We start from the raw sequence: 26,765 nt of genomic DNA, 5'->3' as shown, positions 1-26,765 counted from the left end.
AAACCCATGCGGGTCAGGAACATTTTCATTTGTTCGGGAGTGGTGTTCTGGGCTTCATCGAGAATGATAAAAGCATCATTGAGGGTGCGCCCGCGCATGTAGGCCAGAGGCGCCACTTCAATAATCTGTCGCTCGATGAGCTTGGCCACTTTTTCATAACCGATCATCTCATGGAGGGCGTCATAGAGGGGGCGCAAGTAGGGATCGACTTTTTCACTCAGGGATCCAGGCAGGAATCCCAGACGTTCTCCGGCTTCCACCGCCGGCCGTACCAATACCAGACGACGCACCTGATTGCGCTCGATCTGTTCCACCGCCGCCGCTACCGCTAGATAGGTTTTTCCCGTTCCCGCCGGACCAATGCCGAAAGTCAGATCATTCTGGCGGATGGAATCCAGATAGCGGCGCTGACGAGCACCCCGGCCACGGATGGCACCTTTGAGGGTTTGAATACCTGCTGCTTCCACATTTTCGGAGGCATCTTTTTCCGCTTCCACCTGAACCCGTTGAATACATTGGTGTACCCAATGACTGGAAAGCCTGCGCCCCTGACTCACCTGATCATAGAGCTGGGTCAGTACGATTTTGGCGGCCTCTACGGAAGCTTGCGGTCCGGTAATATGAAAACGCTCCCCACGAGGGAGCACCACGACACCCAATCGGGATTCCAGTTGCTTGAGATGACTGTCCAGTTCCCCGGCGAGTTCCGACAATTCCGTAGCGCTGGCCTGATCGGCAATAAAATCACCGTGGGTAACAGCAGCAGTCTTACTGGGAGGCTCCATGGGATTATACGGCAAGACGATGTGCCGTAGGATCGGACTGCGCCAGGCGACCACGCAGGCTGTTGGGCAATGCTGCAGTAATTTCAATATCCAGCATTTGCCCCGCCCAAGCGCTACTGCCGGGCAGGTTGACCGAGCGATTACAGGCGGTTTTGCCGGTCACTTCCTGAGGATCCCGTCGTGAAGGACCGGTAATCAACACCGCCTGACGGGTTCCCACCAAGGCCTGGGCATAGCCCTGGGCCAGTCCATTGATACGACCCTGCAAAATGGCGAGGCGAGCGTCTTTTTCGGCTTCGGGCACATCATCCTTGAGCTTCAGGGCGGGGGTATTGGGGCGCTGGCTGTATTTGAAGGAAAAGGACTGGTCAAAACGCACCGCTTCAATCAGATCCATGGTGGCCGCAAAATCGGCCTCGGTCTCCCCTGGAAATCCGACAATGAAATCCGAGGAAATCTGTATGCCCGGCCGCGCTGCCCGCAAGCGCGCGATTTTATCCAGATACTGCTCGACATTATGCTTGCGATGCATTCGCCGCAAAATGCGGTCCGAACCACTTTGCACCGGAAGATGCAGATGCGGTGCCAAGATGTCGATGGAACCGTGGGCGGCAATCAGTTCATCATCGAGATTGCTGGGGTGCGAGGTCGTGTAGCGCAGGCGTAACAAACCGGGAATGCGGGAAAGGCGTTCCAGCAGTTCGGCCAGACCGCCTACACCGATCAGTCCCGTGCCCCCCCGATAGGCGTTGACATTCTGGCCGAGCAGGGTGATTTCGCGCACCCCCTGATCCACCAGACTGCGGGCTTCACGAAGAATATCGGGCATGGAACGGCTGTATTCCCGCCCCCGGGTATGGGGCACTACGCAGAAAGTACAGAACTTGTCGCAACCTTCCTGAATGGTCAGAAAAGCCGTGGCACCGTCACGTCCGGGGCGCTGCGGCAGGCGATCGAATTTTTCCAGCACCGGAAATTCCACATCCACCTGGGGATGACGTTCTGCCAGGCAGGCATCCAGCAAATCCGGCAAACGATGCAGGGTCTGCGGACCAAATACCAGATCCACATAAGGCGCACGGCGGCGCAGCTTTGCACCCTCCTGACTGGCCACACAACCACCCACACCAATAATGACTTCAGGGCGTTTTTCCTTAAATGGACGCCAGAACCCTAACTGGGTAAAAACCTTGTCTTCGGCTTTTTCGCGAATGGAGCAGGTATTGAGGAGCAGCACGTCGGCTTGCTGAGGATCGTCCACAAGTGTCAGGCCATGACTTTGCGCCAGCAGATCGGCCATGCGCTCGGAGTCATATTCATTCATCTGACAGCCGTAGGTTTTAATAAACAGATTTTGCAATGCATTTCCGGAAAAAAATGATTCAATGTCGATGATAGGGCCAGTCCTTGTAATTGACAAGGGGGCTTGTTTCGCTCCACATGCCGCCCATGCTAGAGTATGGCCCATTCAAATGGGCTGCGCGCAAATCCGTGCACAGCTCTTTATCCGGTGGAGAAGCTCTATGTCCAGATCTTCCGGGCCAGTATCCCAGGCTTGGCATTTTACCCGAGAGTTTTTGCGCGACCCCCAGGCCATTGGTGCCTTATTTCCCAGCTCGCCTTTCCTTGCCAGACGTATGGCCGCCATGGTCCCCGAAGGTCCCGGTCTGGTCGTAGAACTGGGACCTGGCATGGGCCCGGTGACTAAAGCCCTGCTCGCCCGGGGTATTGATGCCCAGGATCTGCTGCTGGTAGAACAGGCACCAAGCATGGTCCGGCATCTGCGTCATCGGTTTCCGCAACTGGAAATCATTGAAGGCGACGCTGTCGAATTACAGACGATATTGGCGACCCGGGGGCAGGTACGCGCCATTGTCTCCAGCCTGCCGCTGAGAACCATTCCCAAAGAAGTGGGGACGCGCATTTTGCAGCAGCTTCCGGGAATAAGCCGTAAGGGTACGGTATTCATCCAATTTACCTACCACTTCAGCAGCTCCTGCCAGAGTTTGCCGGCGGCATTTCGCCGGGGGCGTCCTGCCGTAGTCTTGCGCAATTTACCGCCCGCTCGTATCGATCAATTCATTTTCCACGGCTAAGGATAGCTCTGATTTGTTCACGGTCATGGCTTATAAAACTCCATCCATGCGACATGCACCGCGCCATATATGGCCCTGGCTGATCCTTCCGGCATCACTGACTGCCGCGCTCCAGCGGGCTTATGGAAACACCCATCAGGTGCGTGCGCAGGTCATTGGCAGCGGACGACGGAGGCCGGGCTACGCTGAACAACAGCTCTTGGGCTTGCACCGGGGTGAGCAAGTTTTCTGGAGGGAAGTTTTGCTGCACGCCGGTGATCTACACCGGCCGGCCATCTGGGCCATGACCAGTATCCCTCTGAGCGGCCTGCGTCATGGCTTATTGCCCCTGGCCCGGCATGGATCCCGTCCCATTGGCAACACACTTTTCCGGCATCGGCGTTTGCGGCGCTCGCCGATCACTCTGGACAGCTTACCCCGTTATGGCGAGCGCGCCTGGCGGCGGCGCTCCATTTTACGGCGGGGGCATACCGAAGTCCTGGTGGAAGAACATTTTCTCCCGGATTTGCCCCGCTGGGCAGGTCGAGGACGGCGCTAATGGCCGACCAGTCCTCCCTACGGCAGCGCTGGTCGGCCTATATGGCCTTGATGCGAGTCGATCGCCCCATCGGCACTTTCCTGTTGCTCTGGCCGACCTACTGGGGGCTTTGGCTGGCGGCCAAGGGCACTCCGTCCTTACGGCTGTTTGTGATTTTCACCCTGGGGACCTGGCTGATGCGTTCGGCAGGCTGCGTCATCAACGATTATTTCGATCGGGACTTTGACAAGCAGGTGGCGCGCACCCGGCAAAGACCTTTGGCAGCAGGGTTAATACGTCCTGCTGCGGCTCTGCGCCTCTTTGTATTTCTCTGCCTGCTGGCAGCAGCATTACTGCCTTTTCTGAATGAGCTCAGTCTGGCCCTGGCCGGTGGGGCAGTGTTCATCACTATAACCTACCCTTTGTTCAAGCGCTTTACTCATCTTCCCCAGGCCTATCTGGGCATTGCTTTTTCCTTCGGGATTCCCATGGCTTTTGCCGCCACCCGGGGCAGCGTTCCAGCTATGGCCTGGTGGCTGATGCTGGCCAACGCCTGCTGGGTGATTGCCTACGATACGGCCTATGCCATGGCCGACCGTCCGGACGACTTGAAGGCCGGCATCAAGTCCACCGCCATCCTTTTTGGACGTTGGGATCGCTACGTCATTGCCGGACTGCAATTGGTCATGCTCGGCATTTTTTGCGGCATTGGTCTGCACAGCGCGATGCACTGGCCTTACTGGGTAGCCGTGCTCGGAGCCCTGTTGCTAGGCATTTATGAGCAAGGCTTATTGGGTGGTGATCGGGATCAGGCCTTTCGCGCCTTCCTGCACAACCACTGGATCGGCCTTATTCTCTTCTGGGGGATTGTAGCCGGTCTGGCGCCTCTCGGGGCCATTTCAGCGCCGGCAATCTGGGGATGAAGGGCAGAGACTGTGCGTTTTTGAAAAACTTATACACAGTTTACGAATAAACTACTGCAACTTCACCAGCTGTGCTTAAGTTATTGTTGAAAAATATTATCAAGTTGATTTTAAAAGATTTTTAGTCTTGCCACTTTTTTGAGCAAGCCCCCTAAGCTCTTGAAGCACTGGACATATGCGTGTTTTCCGAAGGCCCATACACAGACTTATCCACAGAACTTGTGGGCAACTTGAATGCCCGCTGAGACAACCTGCCTGCAAGTGGCCATTCTGGGTCCTCTGCCCAGAATATTTTCTTACGCCCCGCCCGCCCACACCGGCCTACTTCCTCCGGGAATTCGTCTCCGTGTCCCTTTTGGTAAAACCACCCGGATAGGCATATTACTGGGGTATGGCGACTGTCCAACTGACATCCGCTTAAAACCGGTTGAGACCGTCCTCGATACTCAACCACTGCTTCCCGAAGCCCTGCAACAACTGCTGCACTTTGGTGCCCACTATTATCACCACCCGCTGGGCGATGTCTGGTCTACAGCTTTGCCCACCCTGCTTCGCCAAGGGCGGCCCTTGCCCGAAGTCGCGATACGCGCCTATCAGCTCGCCCGACCTGAACATCTGCCGCCCCGACCCGGCAGCCGGCAAATGGCGTTGATCAGCCTGCTCAGCGCCGCCAAACCCATGACGGAAATTCCAACCCCCTTGCGGTCCGTTCTCCAGCAGGCTCTCAAAAAAGGCTGGGTAGAAACACGGACATTACCCAATCCTTCGATTTGTGCGCAGCCACTACCTTATCCTCTGAACAACGAGCAGTCCCATGCCATTCAACAATTACATCAGGCCCAGGGCTTCAGCTGCTGGCTGCTGGACGGAGTGACCGGCAGTGGCAAAACCGAAGTGTATTTCGAAACCATTCGTCCTCATCTGGAAGCTGGACGACAGGTACTGATTCTCGTCCCGGAAATTGGTCTGACTCCCCAGCTCCTCGCCCGCAGCCAGGCCCGCTTTGGCCGCGCAGCAATCGCCACCCTGCACTCTGCCCAGGGCGACAGTGAGCGCCTGCGCATTTGGACCCAGGCCGCTACGGGGCAAGTGCAACTCCTGATAGGTACGCGCTCCACCCTTTTTGTACCCCTGCCACGTCTGGCCTGCATCATCATCGATGAAGAACATGATCCTTCTTTCAAGCAACACCAAGGCTGGCATTATTCCGCCCGGGATATGGCCATTCAGCGTGCCCGACTGGAAAACATCCCCGTCATCCTCGGCTCGGCCACGCCCTCTCTGGAAAGCCTGTACAATGTCCAGCAAGGTCGCTATCAGTTACTTCAACTCCGCGAGCGCGCGACCAAAGCATCACTGCCGGGCATTACGGTTATTCCCCTGCGCCGCCAATATCTGCAGGGCGGGTTATCCAACACTCTACTCACCGCTTGCCGGGATACCCTTGCGGCAGATAATCAGGTGCTGCTCTTTTTGAATCGCCGGGGTTATGCGCCTGCCGTCCTCTGCCATGATTGCGGTCATTTGTTACAGTGCCCACGTTGCAGCGCAGCTTTCACCTGGCATCGCCAACAGGAACGTTTGCGCTGTCACCATTGCGGAAACGAAACGCGCTGGCCCGCAGATTGTCCGGAATGTCACAGTACAGCGTTGATTACTGCCGGGCAGGGTACCGAACAACTGGAGGAAGTACTCCGCCAGCACTTTCCCCACATTCCGGTGTGGAGGATTGACCGGGATGCCCTCCCGGGACGAGAAGCCTTTGCGAATGTACTGGAGCAAATTCATCTGAACCAAGCGGCTATCCTCGTGGGTACCCAGATGCTGACCAAAGGCCATCATTTTCCGGCAGTCACCCTGGTAGGCATCGTCAATACCGACCAGGGCCTGTTCAGCGCCGATTTCCGGGCTCCTGAACGGCTGCTACAGACGGTGCTCCAGGTTGGGGGGCGGGCTGGCCGCGAAGAACGCCCGGGCAAAGTATTATTACAAACCCATCTGCCTCAACATCCTTTGATCCAAAAACTAGCGACAGGAGACTATCAGGAAGCCGCGCAATGGCTCTTGCAGGAGCGCATCCAGGCGGGGCTACCGCCTTACACCGCGCTGACCCTGCTGAGCGCGGAAGCTCATCAACGGGCGCCCATCCAGCGTTTCCTCCAGGCTGCTCGCCATTGCGCGCCGGCATCCCTACAAGTCAGCGGTCCCCAGCCGGCCCTGCTGGAACGGAGAGCCGGATTTGAACGCGCAGAACTATGGATAGAAGCACCCACGCGTCAGGAGATGCAGAAAGCCCTGAGAATCTGGTTACCGCGCTGCCAACAACTGCCGGAAGCGCGCAAGGTGCGCTGGTCGGTGGATGTCGATCCGCAATCCCTGCGTTAAGGGGAACAAACTGGTGCCGAAATGGATATATTGGGAAATTGTGCAATCTATGCGACACTTGTAACAAATTCGAAGGAGTGGACATGCCCAAAAAAGCTGCGCTCAATTATGCCGATCAAGTTGGAGAACGCTGTGCCCTCTACGTTGGAGAGAAGGCGATCATCGCTAATGCAGTAGGCACCCTCAAAGAAGAGGGTTGGGATATTCTCTGTGTACCGACGCTAACCGAGCTTCCCCAATATGCGGTAAAAACCGGGGCGTTGGTCGGCGTAGTCGGCTTTGGCGAGAAAGAGTTTGTGGACCATGCCCATCGGGTTGAGCTGATGCTGGCACAATCCCAGATGTTGAAATGGATTGCCTTGATTCCCCCCAATGCAGCGGAGCTCCCGACCTTTCGCCAGTTGATTGGCAGTGCCTTTTATGACTACCACACCCTGCCGGTGGATGCGCGTCGTCTTGCCATCACTCTCGGTCATGCCCACGGCATGGCCGAAATCAGTGCCGACACTTTTACCAAGGATTACTGGGACATCCATCACCACCCCGAAAGTGAAATGGTCGGGGCCAGTGATCAGATGCAGAAAATCTATCAGGAAATTCGCAAGGTGGCGGGAGTGGAAGCGCCCGTCCTCATTACTGGTGAAAGTGGTACCGGCAAGGAACTCACCGCCCAGGCCATTCATGAACGCTCCGCCCGCAAGGATGGTCCTTTTGTGGCCGTCAACTGTGGTGCCCTGCCCGCCAATCTGATCCAGTCCGAATTATTCGGACACGAAAAAGGATCTTTTACGGGCGCCCATGAACGTAAAATTGGCCGAATTGAATCTGCTGCCAACGGCACTCTTTTCCTGGATGAAATCGGCGACCTGCCCATGGACCTGCAAACCAACCTGCTGCGTTTTCTCCAGGAAAAAACCATTCATCGGGTGGGTGCTCGCCAGGATATTGAAGTGAATGTTCGGGTACTGGCTGCTACCCATATCAATCTGGAGGCAGCCATCAAGGAAGGGCGCTTCCGCCAGGATCTCTACTATCGCCTCAATGTGCTACAGATAAAAATGCCGCCCCTGCGCGATCGCGTGGGCGATATTCCTTTGCTGGCGCAATACATTTTCACCCGCTTTTCTGACGAAAAAGCGCAACGCGTCAAGGGCTTCAGCGAAGAAGCCCTGCATGCCATGAACCATTATGACTGGCCGGGCAATATTCGTGAGCTCATCAATCGCGTCCGTCGCGCCATGGTGATGTGTGAAAAGTTCCTGATTTCACCCGTTGATCTGGGCTTGGAACGGCGCACCAACTCGCGCATGCAGGTTACCCTGAATGAAGCCCGCGATACTGCCGAGGCCAGCACCATTCGTGGCGCTCTGGCCCAGAGCCGGGGCAGCGTCAGTAACGCTGCCCGTCAGCTGGGAATCTCCCGCGTATCACTGTATCGCCTCATGGAAAAGCACGGCATTTCCAAAAACTAAGCTCTTAACCAACAGATCAGCCAACGAACTTGCAAGGGGCTAAGTATATGCTATGCTTGAAAATAGCCAGTTGGGCTATTTTTGATTATTTTGGGGTGTGAAATGGCGGTTGGTACAGTAAAGTGGTTCAATGACAGCAAGGGATTTGGGTTCATTACGCCGGAAGATGGCAAGGAAGATGTATTTGTGCATCACTCCGCCATCGAAGGCACGGGTTTCAAAACCCTGGCCGAAGGTGAACGGGTCAACTTTGAAGTAACACGTGGCCCTAAAGGTCTGCAAGCTGAGAAGGTTCGTCGGGCCTGATAGTTTCAGCGGGTGGGCCAGCCACCCGCTTCTCCTTTCATTCCTCGCCCACAATATCTCCCGATTTTAGAATGTTTCTTACCCATCACCGCTCGCTGGATGGTTAACGTTCCCTAGCAGGTTTCTTGCGCTTGCCTGCAGTGCTGCTCCGTGCTTTGCCTTCAGTTTTGCTCGATTTCGCCGTCACCGACAATATTTTTCGCGGGGGCTTAGCCGCTTCTTCGGTACGGGTCCGTGCTGCTGCGGAGCGTTTGGGCGCTGCTGATCTCTCTCTGCCTCCCTCCTGGGGCGCAATTTGTAAAGGTCTGCCGGCCACCCAGACTTTTTGCAAATGCTGCAAGGCTGCCGCAGGGGTATCTGCTGGCAACTCCAGGGTGCTGTAATCCCCATGGATTTCGACCTTGCGGATATGACGGCTGGGAATACCCGCCTCATTGGCAATGGCGCCGACAATATTCTTGATCTGGGCACCGTGGTCTTCGCCCACATCCAGACGAAAGCGGCGCATGGGGAGATCATCACCCAGGGGCTTGCGGGGGGTACGATTGGCACCGCGATCATTGCGAAGCGGCCTTTCATTGTCGCCCTGCCGCCGTCCGGATGCAGGCCGTCCGCTGCCGCTGGATTCCGTACGCATGGGACGAGTCGGTTCTTCCACCGGAATCAGTGGCCGCTCCTTTTGGACCATGTAGGCCAACGCCGCCGCAATTTCACTGAGTCCCACATCATGTTCCTGCTGGAAATCCGCGATGAGCGATTCAAAAACCGACAGGTCTTCAGCATTGAGGACTTCGGATAACTGTTCCTTGAACTGGGTCATGCGCCGATCCGCCACATCGGCGATACTGGGCAAATGCATGGCGGTAATGGTCTGGCCCGTCGCTCTTTCGATGGCGCGCAGCAAATGCCTTTCGCGGGGGGCGACAAACAAAATCGCATCGCCAGTCCGACCGGCCCGACCGGTGCGTCCAATACGGTGCACATAGGCTTCAGTATCGTTGGGTATGTCATAATTGATGACGTGGGTGATGCGCTCCACATCCAGTCCGCGGGCGGCCACATCGGTGGCGATGACAATATCCAGCGCCCCGGATTTCAGCCTTTCGATGGTTTGCTCACGCAAGGCCTGGCTCAAATCACCGTTCAGCGCACCGCAGGCATATCCCCGGGCTTCCAGACGTTCAGCCAATTCCACCGTGGCGGTTTTGGTGCGCACAAACACAATCCAGGCATTACTGTCTTCCACTTCCAGAATCCGGGTCAGGGCATCGAGCTTGTGGGTGCCGCTGACTTGCCAGTAGCGCTGGCGAATGGTCGCTACCGTCGTGGTGGCAGACTTGATGCGGATTTCCAGAGGATTCTTGAGATAGGTCTTGGCAATGCGTCGGATAGCCTCGGGCATGGTCGCGGAAAACAGCGCCACCTGACGGCCATCGGGGGTATGCTGGAGAATATCTTCCACCGCATCAATGAAACCCATCCGTAGCATTTCGTCGGCTTCATCCAGTACTACCGCCTGCAACTGGGCTAATTGCAGGGTCTTGCGACGCAGATGGTCCTGAATACGTCCGGGGGTCCCCACCACTACATGGACACCACGCTGTAATTGCTTCAGCTGCAGACCCATGGATTGGCCGCCATAAATAGGGAGCACATGAAAGCCGGGCAGAAATTTGGCATAACCTTGCATGGCTTCGGCTACCTGAATGGCCAGTTCACGGGTAGGCGCCAGTACCAGCAATTGCGGCACGCGCAAACTGATATCTACCCGACTGAGCAAGGGTAAGGCAAAAGCGGCGGTCTTGCCCGTACCCGTCTGGGCCAGGCCAATGACATCCCTTCCTTCCAGCAAGGGAGGAATGCTTTGTGCCTGGATCGGGGAAGGCTGTTCGTAGCCGATCTCCGCCACTGCTTTTTGCAGGGGTTCGGCGAGCGCAAAATCAATAAAACGGAGATCAGACTGTTGAGACATGGACACACCTAGACTAAGAATTCAGGGTCAGAACTATACGCCAATTATCGGGAACTTGCAGTGTTTTATTGTCCATTCATGACCTGTCCGACAAATCAGTCGGCTTCCAGCACGGCGTTCAAGGCCGACTGAATAGCCTGATCGGCTCCGGGACCAAAGGGCGTCCGGTCCACAACGAAGGAATCGGTAAAGGCATATTCATAATGCACGTCCTGCAGACCCAGGCTGCCAAAAATACGGGTTTCCCAGGAATGATCGTCGGCATGGGCAATCAGGGTAGGCCACTGATCCGGCTCGGGACATTCGAGAATAGGCCCGAAAAAAATGGCTCCCGGTTTGTTTTTCAAACGCATGGCACAACTTCCGGGGGTACGACCGGACATCGGCAGAAAATCGATGGTTCGGGTCAGCCGCAGCTTGCTGTCCAAGGGTATATCGATGGAAGCTTGCAGATAATGGCCTTCCGCCGGCTGGGCGACCAGCTTGCAACCCGCCTGCTGCCAAAGGGGAACATCCTGTGCACCGAAATGACTCGGCAAAAACAAGACTTGCAGGGGGGCCAAAGCCGCCAGTTCCGCCTGCAAGGTGGTGCTGTACGCCGGGGCATTGACCAGAATGCCTCCGGCGTCCTTGTCCGCAATAAAAAATACGGCGGGCCGGGTTTCTCCACCCTCCACATGATAAATATCCCGGTCGAAGAAACTGCAAATTTTTTGCATACGCTACTCCTGTCATCCGCCATTCCCCACGATGGCGGCAGTATATCATTATCCCAGCCGCCGTTGTGCTTCATTCCGACTGTGGCATACTCTGTTTATGAATATACTCATGCTGATTGCGGCCCTGATCATTATCCTCGCCGGCGCCGAGGCCTTTACCAATGCCTTGGAACACCTCGGTGATCGTATGGGCATTTCCGAAGGCGTCACCGGCTCGATATTTGCCGCCGTCGGCACCGCCCTCCCCGAAGCCATGGTCCCCATTGTCGCCGTATTTGCTGCCGCGTCCGGCAAACCCGCCCATCTCGGTGAAGAAGTGGGTGTAGGAGCCATTCTCGGGGCGCCCATGATGTTATCCACTCTGACCCTGTTTTTGATGGCAGTATTTGTTTCCCCGCAAAGAGGCTGGCGTGGTGCCCTGCAGCCGGAGCCCAGCGGATTACGGCGTGATCTGGGCTGGTTTCTGGCTGCCTTCGGAATATCCTGCATCGCCCTTTTTGTGCCTCACCAGATTACCCTGGCCCGGGTCGGTATCGCCCTGATTTTGATCGTCCTCTATTTTCTGTATGTGTTGAGTACCCTGCGCGCATCCGCAGCACTGGTTGCCGAAGGTCATGGCACTGAGGCCGGACATGCCCTGTACCTGAGCAAAACCGGATTACCCGTACAGATGCCGGTCATTTTACTGCAGTTATTGATCGGTTTGGGCATGATTGTTTTCGGTGCCAGCCTGTTTGTGGATGGTATTGAGGGGCTTTCCAGTTGGCTCGGTATTTCCGCCTTGATTCTGTCGCTGCTGGTGGTCCCCATTGCCACCGAGCTGCCGGAAAAAATCAACAGCATTCTCTGGATACGCCGTGGTAAGGACACCCTGGCCTTTGGCAACATTACCGGCGCCCTGGTGTTTCAGGGTAGCCTTCTGCCCGCCATTGGCGTCTTGTTGACCCCTTGGAATCCCTCTTTTGCCGTGCTGCTGGGGGCCGGACTGACTTTGCTGGCAGGCGGCTATACCTTCTTGCTGGTGATGCGGGGAGTGACCCTGCGTCCATTTCATTTCGTGCTGAATGGCCTGTGCTATGCCACGTATTTTCTGACTTTGACTTGAAAAAAGGATCAATAATAGGGCTCGCACCCAAAGCCTGGCCTTTGCTAGACTAGTAACCATGCCTCGGTAGCTCAGTGGATAGAGCAACCGCCTCCTAAGCGGTAGGTCGCGCGTTCGATTCGCGCTCGGGGCACCAATTGCGAAGCACTCAGTCCGATACGAGATTGCAATTCTTTACTGCGTCATTTTGCATACCATAAAAGACTGGGGCATCCCGCTTGCGCACGGCCCTCCGCAAAATAAAGTATGCGTATCTTCAGATACATGATCTGCGTATTTCTACCAAAGATAAGAGGCACTTAACATGGTCAGAAAACTAAAAAGAGAAGTCGGCTTTTCCGGCCTGATTTTCGCAAGTTTGGGAGGCATCATCGGGTCAGGCTGGTTGTTTGGTCCTTTGAATGCAGCCCGTATTGCCGGACCACTCAGTATTTTTTCCTGGTTAATTGGTGCGATAACCATCCTTTTTCTGGGACTGACTTATGCTGAAGTTGGTCCTTTGTTTCCTCGCGCCGGTGCTGCTGCTCATATCGCCAATGTCGTGCACGGTAATCTGCTGGGAAAAATCTGGGCCTGGCTGCTCTTCATGTTCTATATCGCCATTGCTCCGGTGGAGGTCATTGCGGTGCTGACCTATGCCAATAACTATATTCCCGGTCTGTTGCAGGGAAATACCGCCCTACTCAGCGGGTTTGGCCTTGTTTCGGCTGTCGGGCTTCTGGGAGCCATGTTTCTCCTGAATTTTATGGGTATCAAACGGGTCACCCAGATTTTTACTGGTTTAGGATGGTGGAAGCTGGCGGTACCCATCTTGACCATTATTGTCCTGGTGGCTTTTTCCTACCACCCTGAAAATCTTCATGTCTTGCACATGAAAGATAATGTGCATGGCATGTTTGCGGCCGTAGCTTCCTCTGGTATCGTCTTCAGTTATTTGGGATTCAGACAAGCCATTGAGTTAGGTGGGGAAAGTAAAAATCCTGGCAAACATATTCCATTGGCCGTCATCGGCTCCATTGTTATTGGTGGTTGCCTGTACGTTGCCCTGCAATGGGCCTTCCTGGTCAGCATGCCCCCGGATCAGCTCACCCATGGCTGGACCAAGCTCAGCTTCAGTGGAGTTTTTGGCCCATTTGCGGCGGTGGCCGGGCTGTTGGGAATTACCTGGCTGGCGGTATTGATTTATGCCGATGCCCTCATTTCTCCCGGAGGCACGGCACTCGTCTATGCCACCTCGGCGGCGCGGGCGGTGGTGGCCAATGGTGAGGTCAAGGCCGGCCCGAGTTTTTTCACCAAGATCAGTGAAGGGGGCGTGCCCTGGGTCGGGGTGATTGTCGCTTATGTGATTGGTTGCCTGTATTTCCTGCCCTTCCCTTCCTGGCAGAAACTGGTCGGGTTCATTACTACCATTTCGGTCATTACCTATGGCATCGGCCCCATCGTCCTGCTGCAGTTGCGGCGCTCGGTTCCGGATTTGCAACGACCTTTCCGCTTGTGGGGCGCCCATGTCATTGCGCCGATTGCTTTTATTTTATCCTCACTGGTCGCCTATTGGGGCGGTTTGCAGGCGCTTTCTTACATTTTTGGCGTGCTGTTTGGCGTACTGATCATCTACGGGATCGTGCACTTGATCCGGGGAAAAGCCGATGACAAGCCCCTCGGCTTCAAGCACATCACCTGGATATTTCCTTATTTCATCGGACTCTGGGTGCTTTCCTGGTTTGGTCCCAAGATCCTGGGCGGAACCGGAGATATCCCGTTTTATCTGTCCATGGTTCTGGTGGCCATTCTCGCCATCATCTGCATGATCTGGGCACTGAAAGTCACGGTGCCGGACGGTCGTGTCAGCGATTATTTTTCGACCATGGAGCAGGAGGGTATCGATCTGTAAACACCGATCATCCTGCAGTCTATGGTCAGCCCCCTTTTCAGGGGGCTTTTTGCTATGATGGAGATTACCTGGCGTTCCGACAGTGGAGTGATGAGCATCATGGGGAAGACAGCATCCAGTAACGTCCGCAAACTGGCTGCGGCGCAGAAGCCGATATTTTTTCGTCCGCCCAGCCACCCCGCGCCCTTAAAAAGGCCATTGTATTTATCACGTATTCCAGCCGGCTTCCCTTCTCCGGCCGATGATCATGTCGAGCGCTCGCTGGATCTGCATGAACATTTGCTCCCCCATCCCGATGCCAGCTTTTTTCTGCGGGTTTCGGGCGATTCCATGCTGGACTATGGCATTCATGATGGCGATCTGCTGATTGTCGATCGCGCCATTGATGCCAGGGAAGGCCATATTGTCATTGCCGCCGTGGATGGCGAGCTCACCGTCAAAAAGCTTGGCAAACACGCCGGACAACTGGCTCTGCTACCAGGTAACAGCGCGTACCCCCCGCTCTTGCTGGATCCCGAACAAGAATTGGTGATCTGGGGCGTGGTGCGTCATGTCATTCACAGCCTGGGCCAGTAAACATGACCTTTGCCCTGGTGGACGCCAATAATTTTTATGTCTCTTGCGAACGCTTGTTTGCACCACAACTGGAAGGGTGCCCGGTGGTAATCCTCAGCAACAATGATGGATGTGCCGTATCCCGATCCGCCGAAGCCAAGGCTCTGGGTATCGGGATGGGCAAACCGTATTTTCAGTGGCGGAAACTGGCGGAACAACAGGGTATTGTCGTGCTGTCTTCCAACTATGCGCTGTATGGAGAATTGTCGGCACGGATGATGCGCCTGCTGGGGAGCTTGAGCGCAGCACAGGAAATTTACAGTATTGACGAGTCCTTTCTGCATATTCCCGTCCAGGGGGATGCAGCCATGCGCTGGGGCCAAGCCACCCGGCGGCGGGTGCACAAGGAGTTGGGCTTGCCGGTTTGTGTCGGGATGGGACCTTCCAAAACCCTGGCCAAACTCTGTAACCACTGGGCCAAAAAAGGGCGGGTCGCCGGGGGCGTATGTGACTGGGACAGCATACCCGCCGATCAGAAGGCGCAGTGGCTCCAGGAAACACCGGTAGATGCCGTCTGGGGAATAGGCAGACAATGGGGCAAAAGCCTGGCGCAGCAGCATATCCATCGGGTCATGGATTTATTGCGTGCGGATCCCGTCGCTCTCCGGCAGCGCTATGGCGTCGTTCTGGCCCGCATTCACAGGGAACTGCAAGGTGTTTCCTGCCTGCCGCTGGAGCAGATACCGCCGAAACATCAGCATATCCAGTGCAGCCGTTCGTTTGGCCGCGCCACGGAAAAGCGCGCTGATCTGGAAGAAAGTTTATCCGTGCACGCGCAACGTTGTGCGGCCAAGTTGCGTCAGGATGGTCAGGTGGCTCAGGGCATTCAAATCCAGATTCGCAGTTCACCCCATCGCGGACACTATTATTCCGGTGTTGCTTTTCGGCGCTTACCCCGGCCGAGTAATGACTACCGGGAGTTGTGGTCTGCGGTGAAAGCGGCGCTGGCAGAGGCGTACCGGCCAGGCGTGCGCTACGTCAAATCCGGTATTTTGCTGAGCGACTTGCAGGACGTGAATACGCCAGAAACCCGGAGTCTTTTTGCCCCGGAAACCGCTCCCGCTGAAGGCCGGAATCAAAAACAGGCGGCACTGGCGGAAGCCTTGTCGCTGCTGCAAAAGCGTTACGGAAAAGCCGCTCCCGGATTCGGGGTAGCCGGTCTGCGCGCGCCACGGATCTGGTCCATGCGTACTGGCAAGCGCTCGCCCCACTATCTGAGCGACTGGTCTGACATTCCCGTGGTCCAGGCCGACTATTCGACCACCACTTCCAGCGCCCCTACGTCCAGAAAAGCGGCTTCCACCATTGCCGATTCCTTCTCGTCAAAACCGTAAAACTCACAGGCAAGCACATCTTTTTCGGCAAATATGGCCGGGCGGTAGCGCAGCGGCTGCTCCAATAATTTCTGCAAGGCGGCATAGTAATCGGGATGATCCCCGTGCTTCTCCGTCCAGGCCGTGCGGATACTGGAAAGGGCTTCCTGAGCCGCTTTTTCATCATCAAACAATACTTTCAGGGCAAACATAAAACACTCCTGTGCGGCAGTGGCATCGCGTTTTCTATTCAAAAAATGGCCGGGGACATACAAGCAAAATCAGTATAACAGCTTCCAGAAAACCGCACATTTCACTGACTGAAAATTTCATGCGATCTGGTGGCATTTGGCCAATGCTCTGCACAAACAGGGAGCTGTCGCTGCGAAAGAAGCCAAATATGCCGCTTATCTGGTCTATGAGCGCAACATTTACAGTCAGAAGCCAGATATCGCCCTCCTGCTGCCGACTCTACAGCTCCTGCAGAAAGCCCTGGCTGCGGAGGGTGATCAGCTCGGTGAAATTCATCTTCTGGTAGCCATGTACCGCGCTTATCCCCATGACCCCCAGGTCGCCGTTGACCTCAAAAAAGCCGTCCTGACCTCTGGTTTCAAAATCCAGAGTATTATACCCCGGATACCAACCAGTTTCCGACGCGGACCTGCGTCCGCTTTACAGCGCCCCTGTCAGAAGCACCGGATTTTCATGTCAGTAACTGGGTCAGCTTTTCGCCGGCCCGCGCGCAGCTTGCCGTAGTCCGCGAAAACGGCGGCATTTGCATCTGAGGTATCCACTATTGTCAGGACACCTCAGAGTGCCTTTCGGTATGGATATGCGCTGTGACGCCTCCTGTAAGCCGAGCCCCTGACTCAAAACCAACTTGACCGCTTCCGCCCGAAACTCAGCCGTATAGCTCTGCACTTTCTTTCCCATAAAATCCTCCTCGACCCACTATATCCAATAGGGGGTGTCCACGAGATTCAAGGTACCTCAGAAAACAGCAGCTTTTTTCTCGAACATGGTCTAAAATCCTTGAGAGTTGGTCAGATATAAGGTCCATAATGATGGAAATAGTGAATATTCATGCAGCGAAAGCCCAGCTATCCGAGTATCTCAGCAAGGTAGAGCGAGGCGAGACGGTGATCATTGCCCGTCGTAACAAACCGATTGCCGAGTTGCGGCCGATTTCGGCATCCATCCTGACCAAGAAAAGTCGGCCCATGGGCTTGGCAAAAGGTAAAATACATTGGGTCGAGGATGCCTTTGCCCCCCTGTCTGATAGTTGATCATTGAGAGCGGATCCGATTCGGTTTTTGACTATCTGCTCTTCCAGATCGACGCATCGGACTTTCGGCGCATAGCACTGTCCGATACCGACCTTCGTCATCTTCCGCAACTACCGCCGATTCATCGGGATCCTTTCGATCGCATGCTGATTTGCCAGGCCATCGAACGTGGACTTACATTGGTCACCCCTGATCCGGCCATTGGAAAGTATCCCATTAGAACGCTTTGGCTGTGATGCGTTCTTCGGACGAAAGTGGTGGGGCAGCCTGAAGCTCTTGGGGCATTCTACCGGGAAGATGACTAGGCACTATCTGGACAAACACCAAGAACCGTGAATTGTGACCGATACTGTCGGGCCATCACTAATGGCTTGCCAAAAGTTTACCAAACAACTTTTTTGATGCCTGCATAAAATATGCAACACAATGAAAAATATAGATAAATTGGTCGGGGCGAGAGGATTTGAACCTCCGACCACCTGAACCCCATTTATTTGCGCCCTAACATCCTAACGCTTTCTTTATAAAAAACTATTTTACTTCCGGATACAACAGTAAAACACAAATCGCGTCATTTAATATCAATAAGATACAAATCTGTTTCCAGATAATATGCACACCTCCTGCCTGGAAAGCGCCCGTTCCGCCCCCTTATCTGTCGCTGAACTTTTCTGCATCGAATACTACATAAAACAAATCCGGATTCTTTACCCAGAAGCGCGAGAGGAACGTCAATTAATCGGGGTAGTACGGCATCTGTACCAGTTCGGCCACCAGCGGGGTGAAATAGGTGTGGGTGACACCACGATAGCGGCCATGCGCCTTGCGCCGCACTTGCCGGACGATGTATCCGGCAGCTTCGAGATTTTTGATAGCTTTGCTGACCGTGCGCACGCTGCGCCCACCTTCTCCTTACTCGCCAGAAACCAAAGCGCAACCAACTTCCGGTAGAGAAGCCCATTTTTTGATTGTAATCACCTGTTTTCATTGCAAAAATAAATGCCACCCCAAAAAGGAACTCATTTAATAGCAAATATAACAAAGACTGCAAAGGAAGCCGGATACCTTTCGTGCCCTATCCCCTCTTGTCCTGTCGGCTTCCCTGCTCTTTTGGGTTTCTCCAAAAGCCCATGTCCTGCCAACCCACACTTTCTGTCCGGCCTTTGAGTTTTGGTATTCGCTCAAACATGGAGATTTACATGAAAGCATTGCAAATAGTCGCCGCCGCTCTGGGCAAGAGCCTGGGCGGTATATCAGTTACCGTGGATCCCAAGGCATCCACGGCATACACCAACGGCAAGAAAGTGGTCCTGCCTGTCCTGCCGATTCTGGCAGATGAAGAGCGAGCGGATGTCACCCTGGGGCTCGTCTGTCATGAGAGCTTCCACATTCGCCATACCTATCTCGGCGGTCGGCTCGATGGGAGACCCCCCGCAGGAATCGACTACACCCCCCTCAAAAAGCGCATCCAGAACGCCCTGGAAGACGCCCGGATTGAACATCGGGGATTCAGGCAGTACCCCGGTTCCCGGAAGTTTCTGGACACTCTGGTGGCCTTTGCCATTCGTGAGGGCTGGTTCAGAAACCCCCGGCGGAACACTAAGCCTGGCAACCTGGTTCTGTTCGGCCTGCTGTTCCACTACCGGGCGGGCTTTCTGGAGCAACACGATCTGGACAACATTGCCCAGACCTGGGAGAAAAAGGCGATCAAGACCTTTGGCAAGCGTTTGTGGTGGCAGATGTTGGGTATCGCCGATAACGCGGTCGTGGCTTCTGGTCCGGAAGCCTGCTGGCTCGCGGCAGATCAAATCTGTGCGCTGCTGGCTGGTGAGGATCAGGAAGAGGATCCGGATCAGGAATCTGGTTCTTCTTCGGATTCCGGAGAGGATGCAGGTTCGGATGACTCGTCTGATTCCGATGATTCCGAACTGGACTCCCGCCAGAAAGCCGCGAAAGAGGCTGCCGCTTCCGGAGAGGATGATCTGGATCAGGTAGATCTGGCGGAGATGGTGCCGGTAAAGCGGAAACAGGTTTCAGATATGCCCCCCGAACCAGCCCTCAGTCAGCCTCTGAAGGAGCATGGGAATGATGCTGACCGTCTGAACCCTGCCCAGGTGGAGTCCCAGCGGATCTACCGGAAGATCTGTGGTCCTCTGGAAGCCAAACTCTGGGCCAGAGCGCAGGAAGAGGAATGGGTCACGCGCACGGGCACGTCTGGAGTGGTTTCCAGCAGTCTGTACGCGGCACATACCACCGGGAGGGTTTTCCGAACCCGTGTGGAAGGCGATTCGCGGTCCATGACCGTGCATCTGCTGCTGGATAACAGTGGCAGCATGGGGGATGTTATGAATGTCGAACATAGCAGCTACTGGGCGGCTGCCGGCGCATTGGCACTGGTCCGCTTGTTTGCATCGCTGGGCATCGACTGGTCTGCATCGTGGTTCGATGATGTTTACTACCAGGGACGGGGATATTCTTCAGCCCCTATGTCACCCAGGGATCCCTGGGAACTGTTTCCCGGCGGCTATACGGATCTCCCTTTGGGGATGTCCGAAGCGGGTAAGCAGCTTGTCTGTGAAACAGAAACAGACCGCAAGCTCTTGCTGGTTCTGACGGACGGCGGTGCGAACGAGTCAGACACATCCGCGCTGGATGCCGAGTTGATGCGTCAGGGTATCGAAGTTCGGTATGTTCTGATCGGAGCTTTGGCGGGTTTTTATTTTGCCAAGGACCGTGTTTCTCACGGCGAACTGGCGGATACGGCGAAAGCCATGATCGGAGCTTTCCGGTCTTTTGTCTGATCTGTAGCAGGCTTCTATTTTTCCCCTACCCCACAGCTTCGGCTCTGGGGTTTTTTTCGTGTGCGTTCCCATATTTTCTGTCCTGCCTTTCCCTTGCGGTATTCAATCATCGCAAGGAGAGTGTCATGGACGTGGAAAATGTAAGCAATGAGGTGTTGTTAAGCTGCGTTGTCGGGAAAAGAATGGCGAAAAGCCTCGCAAATAGACCGTTGAGCGAAGTCTTTGGCTATTCCAGGCCGCGACACAATGATCTGGCTGAGGAGATCGCACCTTACAATGTTATTGAACAGTTGGCCGCAAGCAAGGAGCTAATGGCTCGTTGCTTCGCTGAGAGGTTATCTACTGAGGAAGATCTGGTTATGAATTCCCCGGAGGCCGTGAGAGGGTTTTTGTGTACCCGTCTTGCCCATTTGGAACGAGAGGTTTTCGCCATTCTTTGGCTGGATAATCGGCATAGGGTGCTGGCATTCGAGGAGCTATTCCACGGAACAATAAACCAGTCATCTGTTTACACAAGAGAGATTGTCAAATCTGGTTTGGCCATCAATGCTGGGGCCGCACTGATTTGCCATAATCATCCTAGCGGTTTACCAGAACCTAGTCGGGCCGATATTCAAATAACAAAGCATATAAAAGAGGCTTTGTCGTTGGTGGAGATTCGCCTGCTGGATCATCTGGTCGTTGGTGGTAACACCGCTACATCCCTTCAGGAAATGGGAGTCATGTAAACTAATACCCACCCTCACGCTCAGGCTTGAGGGTTTTTCTTCGGGTGCCGTCTGCCATTCCATACTTTCTGTCCAATCTCTCCTTTCCGGTAATCAGGAAATCAATCGGCAAAAAAGGAGACAGGCCATGAATTTCAAAAAAATGGCGGAGCGTTCCGCCTATGCTTCTATTGCCGGTCTTGCTAAAATGGCACTGACCGGTTCCGCCGATCCAGTTTCCATCACTGCGACCGCTGTTCTGACCGTTATTGCCATTGCATTGGCAATTCTCGACCGCCTCAGCAGCTAAAGGAGATCGTTATGGAAGACTTTATCAGCAATCTCATTGGAAACGGCATTTTGATCTTTATGATCGTTGCCGTGTTTTTTGGGACCACAGCCGACATAGGCTATGTGGCAGCAGGCGGATCAGGGTTAATTATCGCGTGGGTATTCTCTTTATACCTGCGCCATCCTGAAAAATTCAAGCTTCATAAGAAGCATTAACCACCCCCACCCCATTGCTTCGGCTCTGGGGTTTTTCTTCGTGTGCGTTCCCATATTTTCTGTCCTGCCTAACCCTGCCGGTAATAGATCGCAATAAGGGAACACCATGAATAAACGTGAAAAGTTGTTGGCAAAAGCCCAGATGGGGGCAGAACTTTCCTATAGCGAGTTCCAAACCTTGCTCACTCAGCAAGGATGGCGCTACTCTGGCCATGAAGGTAGCCATGCAAAATGGGTATCGCCTGCTGGAACGCGCTTGATGATTCAGGACTCGAAGGGAAAAGCGAAAAGATACCAGGTTCGTCTGTTCCTGAAATCGTTGGACAAGGAGGTGTTGTAATGGATGAATTTAACGGATTCGCCGTGCGGCTGTGGTTCGATCATGATACTCAACAGTGGGAAGCTATGCTTGTTGATGTTCCCGATGCTTTCATCTCTGCTGGCGGACACTCTCCAGAAGAAGCTATAACAGAACTGAGAATAGCCTGGGATTTGTGTTATTCGGGTGAGAAAAAGCCTGTCTCCGAAGTAGCAGTTTCTGCAGCCTGACCATCCCCACCCCATAGCTTCGGCTCTGGGGTTTTTCTTTGCCCTGCAGACAAAGAAAATGCCCTCTGTTCACACCTGGGCTGGCGTCTGCTGCCCTCAAACAGTAAGGGGTATTCAATTACAGCAACTTCCTTGCAACAGAACCCGGAACATTGCCGGCCTTGCACCGACCAAAGATTTGAGAAAAAACCCCAAGGCAGGGAAGGAGATCACATCCTCGTGTGGGGATGCCCTTTGGTCTCCGTTTCAAAGTACGCAATGCAGCGATAGAATGCAAGTGGATAATGAGCTCCCATACTTTCTGTCACCCCCCTTGTGTTTGGAATTTCATCCCAACACAAGGAGATTTATTTATGAAAACGCACAATACTGTTGTTAGTGGTTTTATCACCCTCAAAGACGCCAACGTCGAGGCGGCGCTATTCGAGGCTCGCCATGAGATCGGAGAGTCCGCCTGGAAACAGGGGTATTCCGAAGAAAAGTGCAAGGCCACCCGTGCCATCTTCAAAAAGCACGGGGCTGGTTTCGTAACAAAGCTGTCCGGCCCTCTGATGGGATTTTCCACAAAGGAAAATGTGGACGGCTCTGGTAATACCTACCAGAAAGCACGCATCGTTCTGGGGAAAGATATTATTTCCCTGGAAGTGGATACGGAGTTTTGCCAAAGGCTCTTGCCCAAGCTGGAAACCGTTATTGCTGATATGGGATTAGGTACCGAGATCGTCATCTCCGCTTTCCCCACTGAAGAAGAACGGAATGGTCGGAAGTTTATAAACCACACGGCCTCTGTGAAGGTCCAGGGCACGGAGGTGAAAGGCGCTTCCCACTTCAAAAAGGCCCAGGAAGCAGCCAAAGCTGCCGGCGAAGCCATGAAGTCTGCCGGTATCAAGGATGCCAAGGCACTCAAGGCTGCCCGGCAATCCGCGAAGAACCAGTATTTCTGGGAATTGGCGGAGAAGCTCGGCAGGATTTGCGCTGACCAGCATGATCCAGAACCAAGCCCTTTGTTCATCAAGGCGCTGGATCGGATACAAAAGGCGGACATTTCCAGATTGGATGCCGCTCAAGAATGGGTATCGGCCCACTTTTTTGGGGAAGAGTTGGTCCTCTTAACCGAGGCCATTCAAAATCGCTGCTCCATTGCGGCATAGATCTATCCGCCCCCACCCTCACGCTTCGGCTTGAGGGTTTTCCCTTGCCTGCCGCGTGCTTCCCATACTTTCTGTCTGGCCTTTGAGGTTTGGTATTCACTCAAAATGGAGGTTCTTATGAAAGTATTGGTTAGCCTTTCCGGCGGTTTGGTCAACGCGGTCTATCTCGATGATGAGGCCCAGAAAGCGGGGCTACAGGCAGTCATCGCTGATTACGACTGTGAAGGTTCGGATGTCATACCCGTTCAGGATCCCGATGGGGATGATGTGTTGCTGTGGCGAGAAACGCCCATTGTAGAATCTTCGTTTGCCCAACAGATGTTCCAGATCGAGGAGGTGTTACGATGATGGATGTAAATGAAATACCTGACGAAGTGTTGACTGACATTATGCGGAACATGGGTTATGAGCCGGATGGGGAAAGCGATATTCAAGCCTATCTGGATGAAATAGGTAAGATGGATGTCCGTACAGCATTCAATAAGTATTTGTCATGGCAAGGAATTATCGGATACACCGACGATATTATCGCCGCCTTGGATGGCATAAGATCTGCGGAAAATCCCAAGAAACCGAGCGAAGTTTAAGGCTAACTTCCTGATATTTCACCCTCACCCCACTGCTTCGGCTTTGGGGTTTTTCTTTGGGTGCTGATCCCATATTTCCTGTCCGGACTCTCTCTTTCGGTATTCATCCGAACATGGGGTTCGGTTTTTTTTCTCAAGGAGAGTGTTATGTCTGATCATTTTTTTGGTGAAGTGCGTTTTCCCCTTTGGGCCGTCCAGCATGTTCCCGGCCTGGACGATGATGTTCGTCTGTACGAGCTTGAAACCCTGGGTATCCCCTATGACCGAGAATCCGCCGAGTATTACGAGTACAAGACCGAAGACGAGTACCTGCGCTGGGTGAATCAGTACAAGGCCCGTGTCTTCCGCGACAATCTTCAGCGTCTGAAGTCAGGAGCGCGGGATAAGATCGGTGATATGTACCGGCTCACCGAAGAAACCAAGGGCCATCTCGACGGGATACCCGGCATCTGGGTCTATCAGAACGTGGCTTGTGGGCGAATCGTCACCGATGATGCGCTGGATGCCGCTGAACGGGACTTCCGGGAAGTGATGCGGATTTTCCGGATTGGGGGCATTACCCGGATCGGGGCTTTTGTCTCGTTTCCAGAGAGGCAACAGAAATCCATTGCGGATGCTGTGTTGTGGGAGATTGAAGCGCGGTTACGGCAGATTGCCGGGCTTGAGGAGGTGTGAATATGTGTTTGAAAGTTTGGATGCAAAAGCTGAAAATATTTCAGAGGATTCTCTTAGCCTTGGTTGTCTTAGATTGGTTTGGGTTTGAGTTTATCGGGTACCTGATTGTCGGGAAAGGAGATTGCTGATGTTTTTCACTATCTTTGAGTCTGTTTTGGTGTTCGGAGGATTTTTCGTCATCGTATATTTCATTGTGGCGCTTAGGAAGCACTGAAATGTCTGCGCTCGATTGGTATGACACTATTGTGTCTGGAAGCAGGTTTGTTATTGGGTGTGTCGCCATTTATTTGCTGACCCGGCACTAATTACGATCTTCCCCAACCCCATCGCTTCGGCTTTGGGGTTTTTCTTTGCCTGATGCGCTATTCCAGGGGGCGGTTGTATTTCAGGGACTGCTCATAGAACGGACCCTTGGGTATCGCTTCCCGCAAGGATGCGCGTTCTCTCTCCAGGTCGGATATGTAATTTTCAGCATGGGATAGCGATCTCGATAAACCCACCCACTGATGCAAGATCAATCTGCGATGTTCGATCAAATCCTGTATCCGGTTCAAAGATTCCCGCGTCTGCTCCACACCCAGCCCCCAGCCACCCTTGCTCTTCGCTTTGCGGGAAAGGGCTTTCAGCGGGAGGAATGTGTAGAACCAACGGTACTGGCCAGAAAACTGCCGCATGAGCCAACGCACCATTCTGGGTTGCAGTGCGTTATTAAGCCGTCGCTCGCTTCGTTCCCAGAACAATCCTATCTTTTCGTTACTCTTGGGCTGGTAGGTGTCCAGAATCCGACCATGAAGCTCAAGAGTCTCGTCTATCTCGCCCAGGGCGGCAATCGTGCGGTCGAGTTGAGTCCGGAGGTATTCCGTCATATTGGGGTCGCTTCCGGCAGGAACAGGGGCGCGGCTCGATGTTTTTTGAATCTGGCGGTCATCGGCAAATTCTTCGATGGTCAGGATTTTTCGGTCAGGAGACATTTTTTGGTCCGTGGACGAGAAATATCGCCGACAATGATATTATAAGGTTATGAAAAGCACAAAGCTGCATTTTTTTGAGTGCTTGAGGGTACTCTTGAGCCCCTTTAAGGACAGGTAACAACCTGTTCGGACTAAAAGGGACTCTTGAGGACCACCAAAGACAATCAGAATAACAACCCGCAATGACTATAGTGTATTTTTGAGCATCTGTAAGCACTCAGATAGACCGAACAAGACTCTACAAGACCACACAAGACTTCAAAGGATGAGAATAAAGCAGCCTCTCTAGGTATTGTGTGGTTGTCGCAAGTTCTGTTGAGTGCTTGCGAGTGCTTACAGGTATCCTGTGGTCGTATTCGTGCTTCTCAGGTCCACAGAAGTGCTCTTGTGTCTCCTGGAATGATATTATAGTGTATAAACTCTTCCATATTGGGAACCAAAAAGGAGATTTTGATATGACGTGTGTAGGATTGGATGTAGGGCATTCCGCTGTAAAACTGACATGGCAGGGCAAGGATGGAACCATCAAGCGGGCCATGTTTCCGTCCGTGGCGGTCCCCGCCATGACCATCACGGACAAGGAAGCATCAGAACAGGCCAAGACCGAAACGGCAGACGTGAATGGCATGGATTATTTCTTTGGCGAAACCGCCGTGCATGAAGTGGGGAGTATTGCTGTGACCGGTCTGCATGACCGATGGCTGGAAATGCCGGAGTTTCAGGCGCTGGTACAAGGAGCGGTCAACATCGTGATGCGGGATACCGGGGGCATCCACAGCATTGCCACCGGACTGCCACCATCCATTTATGCAGAACAGAATCTCCGGATGCGGAACATTGTCTCGGTGTGTACGGATGCCGAAGTACGGGTCCACCAGGAACCCGCAGGGGTCGCCTTGCGGTATCGAGTGGACGAAAACGGCAGCATGAAGCCGGACGCCACAGGCGATCTAGGGGTGGTGGCCATAGGGCGGTACACGACCGACTTTATGGCCATGCTGGATGGTCGATGGGTGCAGGGGGCGGCAGGATCGGCCAGAGGCATGAGCAGAGCCGCAAATCTGGTGATGCGAAAACTCAATGAACAGGGATACAAAATTGATTACCTGGATGCCGACGACGCTCTCTGGAAGAAAACGATCAAATATAACGGCCAAACGAACGATGTCAGGCCTATAGTAGATATGGCACTGCATGTGCTGGCTTCGGAAATCTTCGATGCCGCATCCAACAAATTCGGGGATACCGGCAGGAAGCTCGAAAGAATACTCGTGGCTGGCGGTGGCGCTGCGCTGATGTTCGATGGGCTTAAAGCCTACTGGCCCCAGGCAGAGCTGGTGGAAGACCCCCGATTTGCTGTTGCAGAGGGATTCCGCCGGATCAGCGCCGGGATATGGAACATCCGGAACAAATAAACAAGAGGGCGGGCAGA

Annotated in this window: 31 protein-coding genes, 1 tRNA gene and 1 pseudogene; 25 read left to right on the top strand and 8 right to left on the bottom strand. The window is 54.1% G+C overall.

The window, feature by feature from the left end; all coding sequences use genetic code 11:
• Positions 1 to 785, bottom strand: a 785-nt coding sequence (locus tag B1757_RS03055; RefSeq protein WP_101536919.1) for a PhoH family protein, incomplete at its 3' end; no start/stop codon positions are given.
• Between the two features lie 4 nt (positions 786 to 789).
• The gene (gene miaB / locus B1757_RS03050; protein ID WP_101536918.1) at positions 790 to 2,145 is read right to left on the bottom strand and encodes a tRNA (N6-isopentenyl adenosine(37)-C2)-methylthiotransferase MiaB; all 1,356 of its coding nucleotides are present in this window, start codon (positions 2,143 to 2,145) and stop codon (positions 790 to 792) included.
• A 163-nt stretch (positions 2,146 to 2,308) separates the two neighbouring features.
• Between miaB and B1757_RS03045 the strand changes: the two genes are divergently transcribed.
• The 6 genes from B1757_RS03045 (at position 2,309) to B1757_RS03020 (ending at position 8,484) form a co-directional block, all read left to right on the top strand.
• Entirely contained in the window at positions 2,309 to 2,881 is a 573-nt protein-coding gene (locus tag B1757_RS03045; RefSeq protein ID WP_101536917.1) for a class I SAM-dependent methyltransferase, read from the top strand.
• 13 nt (positions 2,882 to 2,894) lie between these two features.
• On the top strand, positions 2,895 to 3,419 hold the full coding sequence (locus tag B1757_RS03040) for a chorismate--pyruvate lyase family protein (RefSeq protein ID WP_253253676.1): 525 nt from the start codon (positions 2,895 to 2,897) through the stop codon (positions 3,417 to 3,419).
• Complete coding sequence (gene ubiA, locus B1757_RS03035; RefSeq protein ID WP_101536916.1) at positions 3,419 to 4,321, top strand: 4-hydroxybenzoate octaprenyltransferase; 903 nt, start codon at positions 3,419 to 3,421, stop codon at positions 4,319 to 4,321. The genes B1757_RS03040 and ubiA overlap by 1 nt, the downstream gene beginning before the upstream one ends.
• Before the next feature lie 234 nt (positions 4,322 to 4,555).
• Positions 4,556 to 6,706, top strand: coding sequence for a primosomal protein N' (locus tag B1757_RS03030; protein WP_101536915.1), 2,151 nt, complete (start codon positions 4,556 to 4,558; stop codon positions 6,704 to 6,706).
• A gap of 83 nt (positions 6,707 to 6,789) precedes the next feature.
• Positions 6,790 to 8,178 (top strand): sigma-54 dependent transcriptional regulator, encoded by a 1,389-nt coding sequence (locus B1757_RS03025; RefSeq protein ID WP_101536914.1) that lies wholly within the window; start codon positions 6,790 to 6,792, stop codon positions 8,176 to 8,178.
• 102 nt (positions 8,179 to 8,280) lie between these two features.
• Positions 8,281 to 8,484 carry a cold-shock protein gene (locus tag B1757_RS03020; RefSeq protein ID WP_009564993.1) on the top strand — a complete coding sequence of 68 codons (204 nt, stop codon included), beginning with the start codon at positions 8,281 to 8,283 and terminating at the stop codon, positions 8,482 to 8,484.
• Positions 8,485 to 8,587: 103 nt separating this feature from the next.
• Here B1757_RS03020 and B1757_RS03015 read toward each other — a convergent pair whose 3' ends face one another.
• Positions 8,588 to 10,456, bottom strand: coding sequence for a DEAD/DEAH box helicase (locus tag B1757_RS03015; protein WP_101536913.1), 1,869 nt, complete (start codon positions 10,454 to 10,456; stop codon positions 8,588 to 8,590).
• Positions 10,457 to 10,551: 95 nt separating this feature from the next.
• Positions 10,552 to 11,175: a hypothetical protein gene (locus tag B1757_RS03010; protein WP_101536912.1), complete on the bottom strand. Its 624-nt coding sequence runs from the start codon at positions 11,173 to 11,175 to the stop codon at positions 10,552 to 10,554.
• A gap of 97 nt (positions 11,176 to 11,272) precedes the next feature.
• Between B1757_RS03010 and B1757_RS03005 the strand changes: the two genes are divergently transcribed.
• The 5 genes from B1757_RS03005 (at position 11,273) to B1757_RS02985 (ending at position 16,120) form a co-directional block, all read left to right on the top strand.
• Positions 11,273 to 12,280: a sodium:calcium antiporter gene (locus tag B1757_RS03005; RefSeq protein WP_101536911.1), complete on the top strand. Its 1,008-nt coding sequence runs from the start codon at positions 11,273 to 11,275 to the stop codon at positions 12,278 to 12,280.
• A 60-nt stretch (positions 12,281 to 12,340) separates the two neighbouring features.
• Positions 12,341 to 12,416: transfer RNA gene (locus B1757_RS03000), tRNA-Arg, on the top strand.
• Between the two features lie 168 nt (positions 12,417 to 12,584).
• Positions 12,585 to 14,171 (top strand): APC family permease, encoded by a 1,587-nt coding sequence (locus tag B1757_RS02995; RefSeq protein WP_101536910.1) that lies wholly within the window; start codon positions 12,585 to 12,587, stop codon positions 14,169 to 14,171.
• A gap of 54 nt (positions 14,172 to 14,225) precedes the next feature.
• Positions 14,226 to 14,747 (top strand): LexA family protein, encoded by a 522-nt coding sequence (locus B1757_RS02990; protein WP_253253675.1) that lies wholly within the window; start codon positions 14,226 to 14,228, stop codon positions 14,745 to 14,747.
• A 2-nt stretch (positions 14,748 to 14,749) separates the two neighbouring features.
• Complete coding sequence (locus tag B1757_RS02985) at positions 14,750 to 16,120, top strand: Y-family DNA polymerase (RefSeq protein ID WP_101536909.1); 1,371 nt, start codon at positions 14,750 to 14,752, stop codon at positions 16,118 to 16,120.
• Here the strand turns inward: B1757_RS02985 and B1757_RS02980 are convergent.
• The gene (locus B1757_RS02980) at positions 16,039 to 16,311 is read right to left on the bottom strand and encodes a hypothetical protein (RefSeq protein WP_101536908.1); all 273 of its coding nucleotides are present in this window, start codon (positions 16,309 to 16,311) and stop codon (positions 16,039 to 16,041) included. The two genes, B1757_RS02985 and B1757_RS02980, sit on opposite strands and share 82 nt — an antisense overlap.
• Positions 16,312 to 16,447: 136 nt before the next feature.
• Here B1757_RS02980 and B1757_RS15690 point away from each other — a divergent pair, with 136 nt between their 5' ends.
• Positions 16,448 to 16,855, top strand: coding sequence for a hypothetical protein (locus B1757_RS15690; RefSeq protein ID WP_253253674.1), 408 nt, complete (start codon positions 16,448 to 16,450; stop codon positions 16,853 to 16,855).
• Positions 16,856 to 16,909: 54 nt separating this feature from the next.
• On the opposite strand, the pseudogene B1757_RS15685 reads toward B1757_RS15690, so the two are convergent.
• Positions 16,910 to 17,032 (bottom strand): annotated as a pseudogene (locus tag B1757_RS15685) (transposase); the annotation flags it as partial.
• Between the two features lie 140 nt (positions 17,033 to 17,172).
• Here B1757_RS15685 and B1757_RS02970 point away from each other — a divergent pair.
• Both B1757_RS02970 and B1757_RS15980 read left to right on the top strand, forming a co-directional pair.
• Positions 17,173 to 17,385 carry a type II toxin-antitoxin system Phd/YefM family antitoxin gene (locus tag B1757_RS02970; RefSeq protein ID WP_172437574.1) on the top strand — a complete coding sequence of 71 codons (213 nt, stop codon included), beginning with the start codon at positions 17,173 to 17,175 and terminating at the stop codon, positions 17,383 to 17,385.
• Positions 17,382 to 17,621 (top strand): type II toxin-antitoxin system VapC family toxin, encoded by a 240-nt coding sequence (locus B1757_RS15980; protein WP_101536906.1) that lies wholly within the window; start codon positions 17,382 to 17,384, stop codon positions 17,619 to 17,621. The genes B1757_RS02970 and B1757_RS15980 overlap by 4 nt, the downstream gene beginning before the upstream one ends.
• Before the next feature lie 499 nt (positions 17,622 to 18,120).
• Here B1757_RS15980 and B1757_RS15320 read toward each other — a convergent pair whose 3' ends face one another.
• Positions 18,121 to 18,279, bottom strand: coding sequence for a hypothetical protein (locus tag B1757_RS15320; RefSeq protein WP_172437573.1), 159 nt, complete (start codon positions 18,277 to 18,279; stop codon positions 18,121 to 18,123).
• 305 nt (positions 18,280 to 18,584) lie between these two features.
• Between B1757_RS15320 and B1757_RS02960 the strand changes: the two genes are divergently transcribed.
• The 10 genes from B1757_RS02960 to B1757_RS02920 all read left to right on the top strand — a co-directional run bounded on the left by B1757_RS02960 (position 18,585) and on the right by B1757_RS02920 (position 24,362).
• Complete coding sequence (locus tag B1757_RS02960; RefSeq protein ID WP_101536905.1) at positions 18,585 to 20,186, top strand: vWA domain-containing protein; 1,602 nt, start codon at positions 18,585 to 18,587, stop codon at positions 20,184 to 20,186.
• Between the two features lie 125 nt (positions 20,187 to 20,311).
• Positions 20,312 to 20,914: a RadC family protein gene (gene radC, locus B1757_RS02955; protein ID WP_216360810.1), complete on the top strand. Its 603-nt coding sequence runs from the start codon at positions 20,312 to 20,314 to the stop codon at positions 20,912 to 20,914.
• Between the two features lie 127 nt (positions 20,915 to 21,041).
• Positions 21,042 to 21,203 (top strand): hypothetical protein, encoded by a 162-nt coding sequence (locus B1757_RS15315; protein ID WP_172437572.1) that lies wholly within the window; start codon positions 21,042 to 21,044, stop codon positions 21,201 to 21,203.
• Positions 21,204 to 21,214: 11 nt separating this feature from the next.
• Positions 21,215 to 21,400 (top strand): hypothetical protein, encoded by a 186-nt coding sequence (locus B1757_RS02950; protein WP_101536904.1) that lies wholly within the window; start codon positions 21,215 to 21,217, stop codon positions 21,398 to 21,400.
• A gap of 106 nt (positions 21,401 to 21,506) precedes the next feature.
• Positions 21,507 to 21,740 (top strand): type II toxin-antitoxin system HicA family toxin, encoded by a 234-nt coding sequence (locus tag B1757_RS02945; protein WP_101536903.1) that lies wholly within the window; start codon positions 21,507 to 21,509, stop codon positions 21,738 to 21,740.
• Positions 21,740 to 21,949, top strand: coding sequence for a hypothetical protein (locus B1757_RS02940; RefSeq protein WP_101536902.1), 210 nt, complete (start codon positions 21,740 to 21,742; stop codon positions 21,947 to 21,949). Before B1757_RS02945 ends, B1757_RS02940 begins: the two co-directional genes overlap by 1 nt.
• 353 nt (positions 21,950 to 22,302) lie before the next feature.
• Complete coding sequence (locus B1757_RS02935; RefSeq protein ID WP_216360809.1) at positions 22,303 to 23,100, top strand: hypothetical protein; 798 nt, start codon at positions 22,303 to 22,305, stop codon at positions 23,098 to 23,100.
• A gap of 117 nt (positions 23,101 to 23,217) precedes the next feature.
• Complete coding sequence (locus B1757_RS02930; RefSeq protein WP_101536901.1) at positions 23,218 to 23,448, top strand: hypothetical protein; 231 nt, start codon at positions 23,218 to 23,220, stop codon at positions 23,446 to 23,448.
• On the top strand, positions 23,445 to 23,687 hold the full coding sequence (locus B1757_RS02925) for a hypothetical protein (protein WP_101536900.1): 243 nt from the start codon (positions 23,445 to 23,447) through the stop codon (positions 23,685 to 23,687). Before B1757_RS02930 ends, B1757_RS02925 begins: the two co-directional genes overlap by 4 nt.
• 147 nt (positions 23,688 to 23,834) lie before the next feature.
• Positions 23,835 to 24,362 (top strand): hypothetical protein, encoded by a 528-nt coding sequence (locus B1757_RS02920; RefSeq protein WP_101536899.1) that lies wholly within the window; start codon positions 23,835 to 23,837, stop codon positions 24,360 to 24,362.
• Between the two features lie 362 nt (positions 24,363 to 24,724).
• Here B1757_RS02920 and B1757_RS02915 read toward each other — a convergent pair whose 3' ends face one another.
• Positions 24,725 to 25,333: a hypothetical protein gene (locus tag B1757_RS02915; protein WP_101536898.1), complete on the bottom strand. Its 609-nt coding sequence runs from the start codon at positions 25,331 to 25,333 to the stop codon at positions 24,725 to 24,727.
• Between the two features lie 455 nt (positions 25,334 to 25,788).
• Here B1757_RS02915 and B1757_RS02910 point away from each other — a divergent pair, with 455 nt between their 5' ends.
• Complete coding sequence (locus tag B1757_RS02910; protein ID WP_101536897.1) at positions 25,789 to 26,748, top strand: ParM/StbA family protein; 960 nt, start codon at positions 25,789 to 25,791, stop codon at positions 26,746 to 26,748.
• The last annotated feature ends 17 nt before the right edge of the window (positions 26,749 to 26,765 follow it).

The organism is Acidithiobacillus marinus, assembly GCF_002847505.1.
GTDB classification, from domain to species: Bacteria; Pseudomonadota; Gammaproteobacteria; order Acidithiobacillales; family Acidithiobacillaceae; genus Acidithiobacillus; species Acidithiobacillus marinus.
Note: the sequence above shows the minus strand (reverse complement) of the source record. Positions and strands in the feature narration are given on the sequence as shown.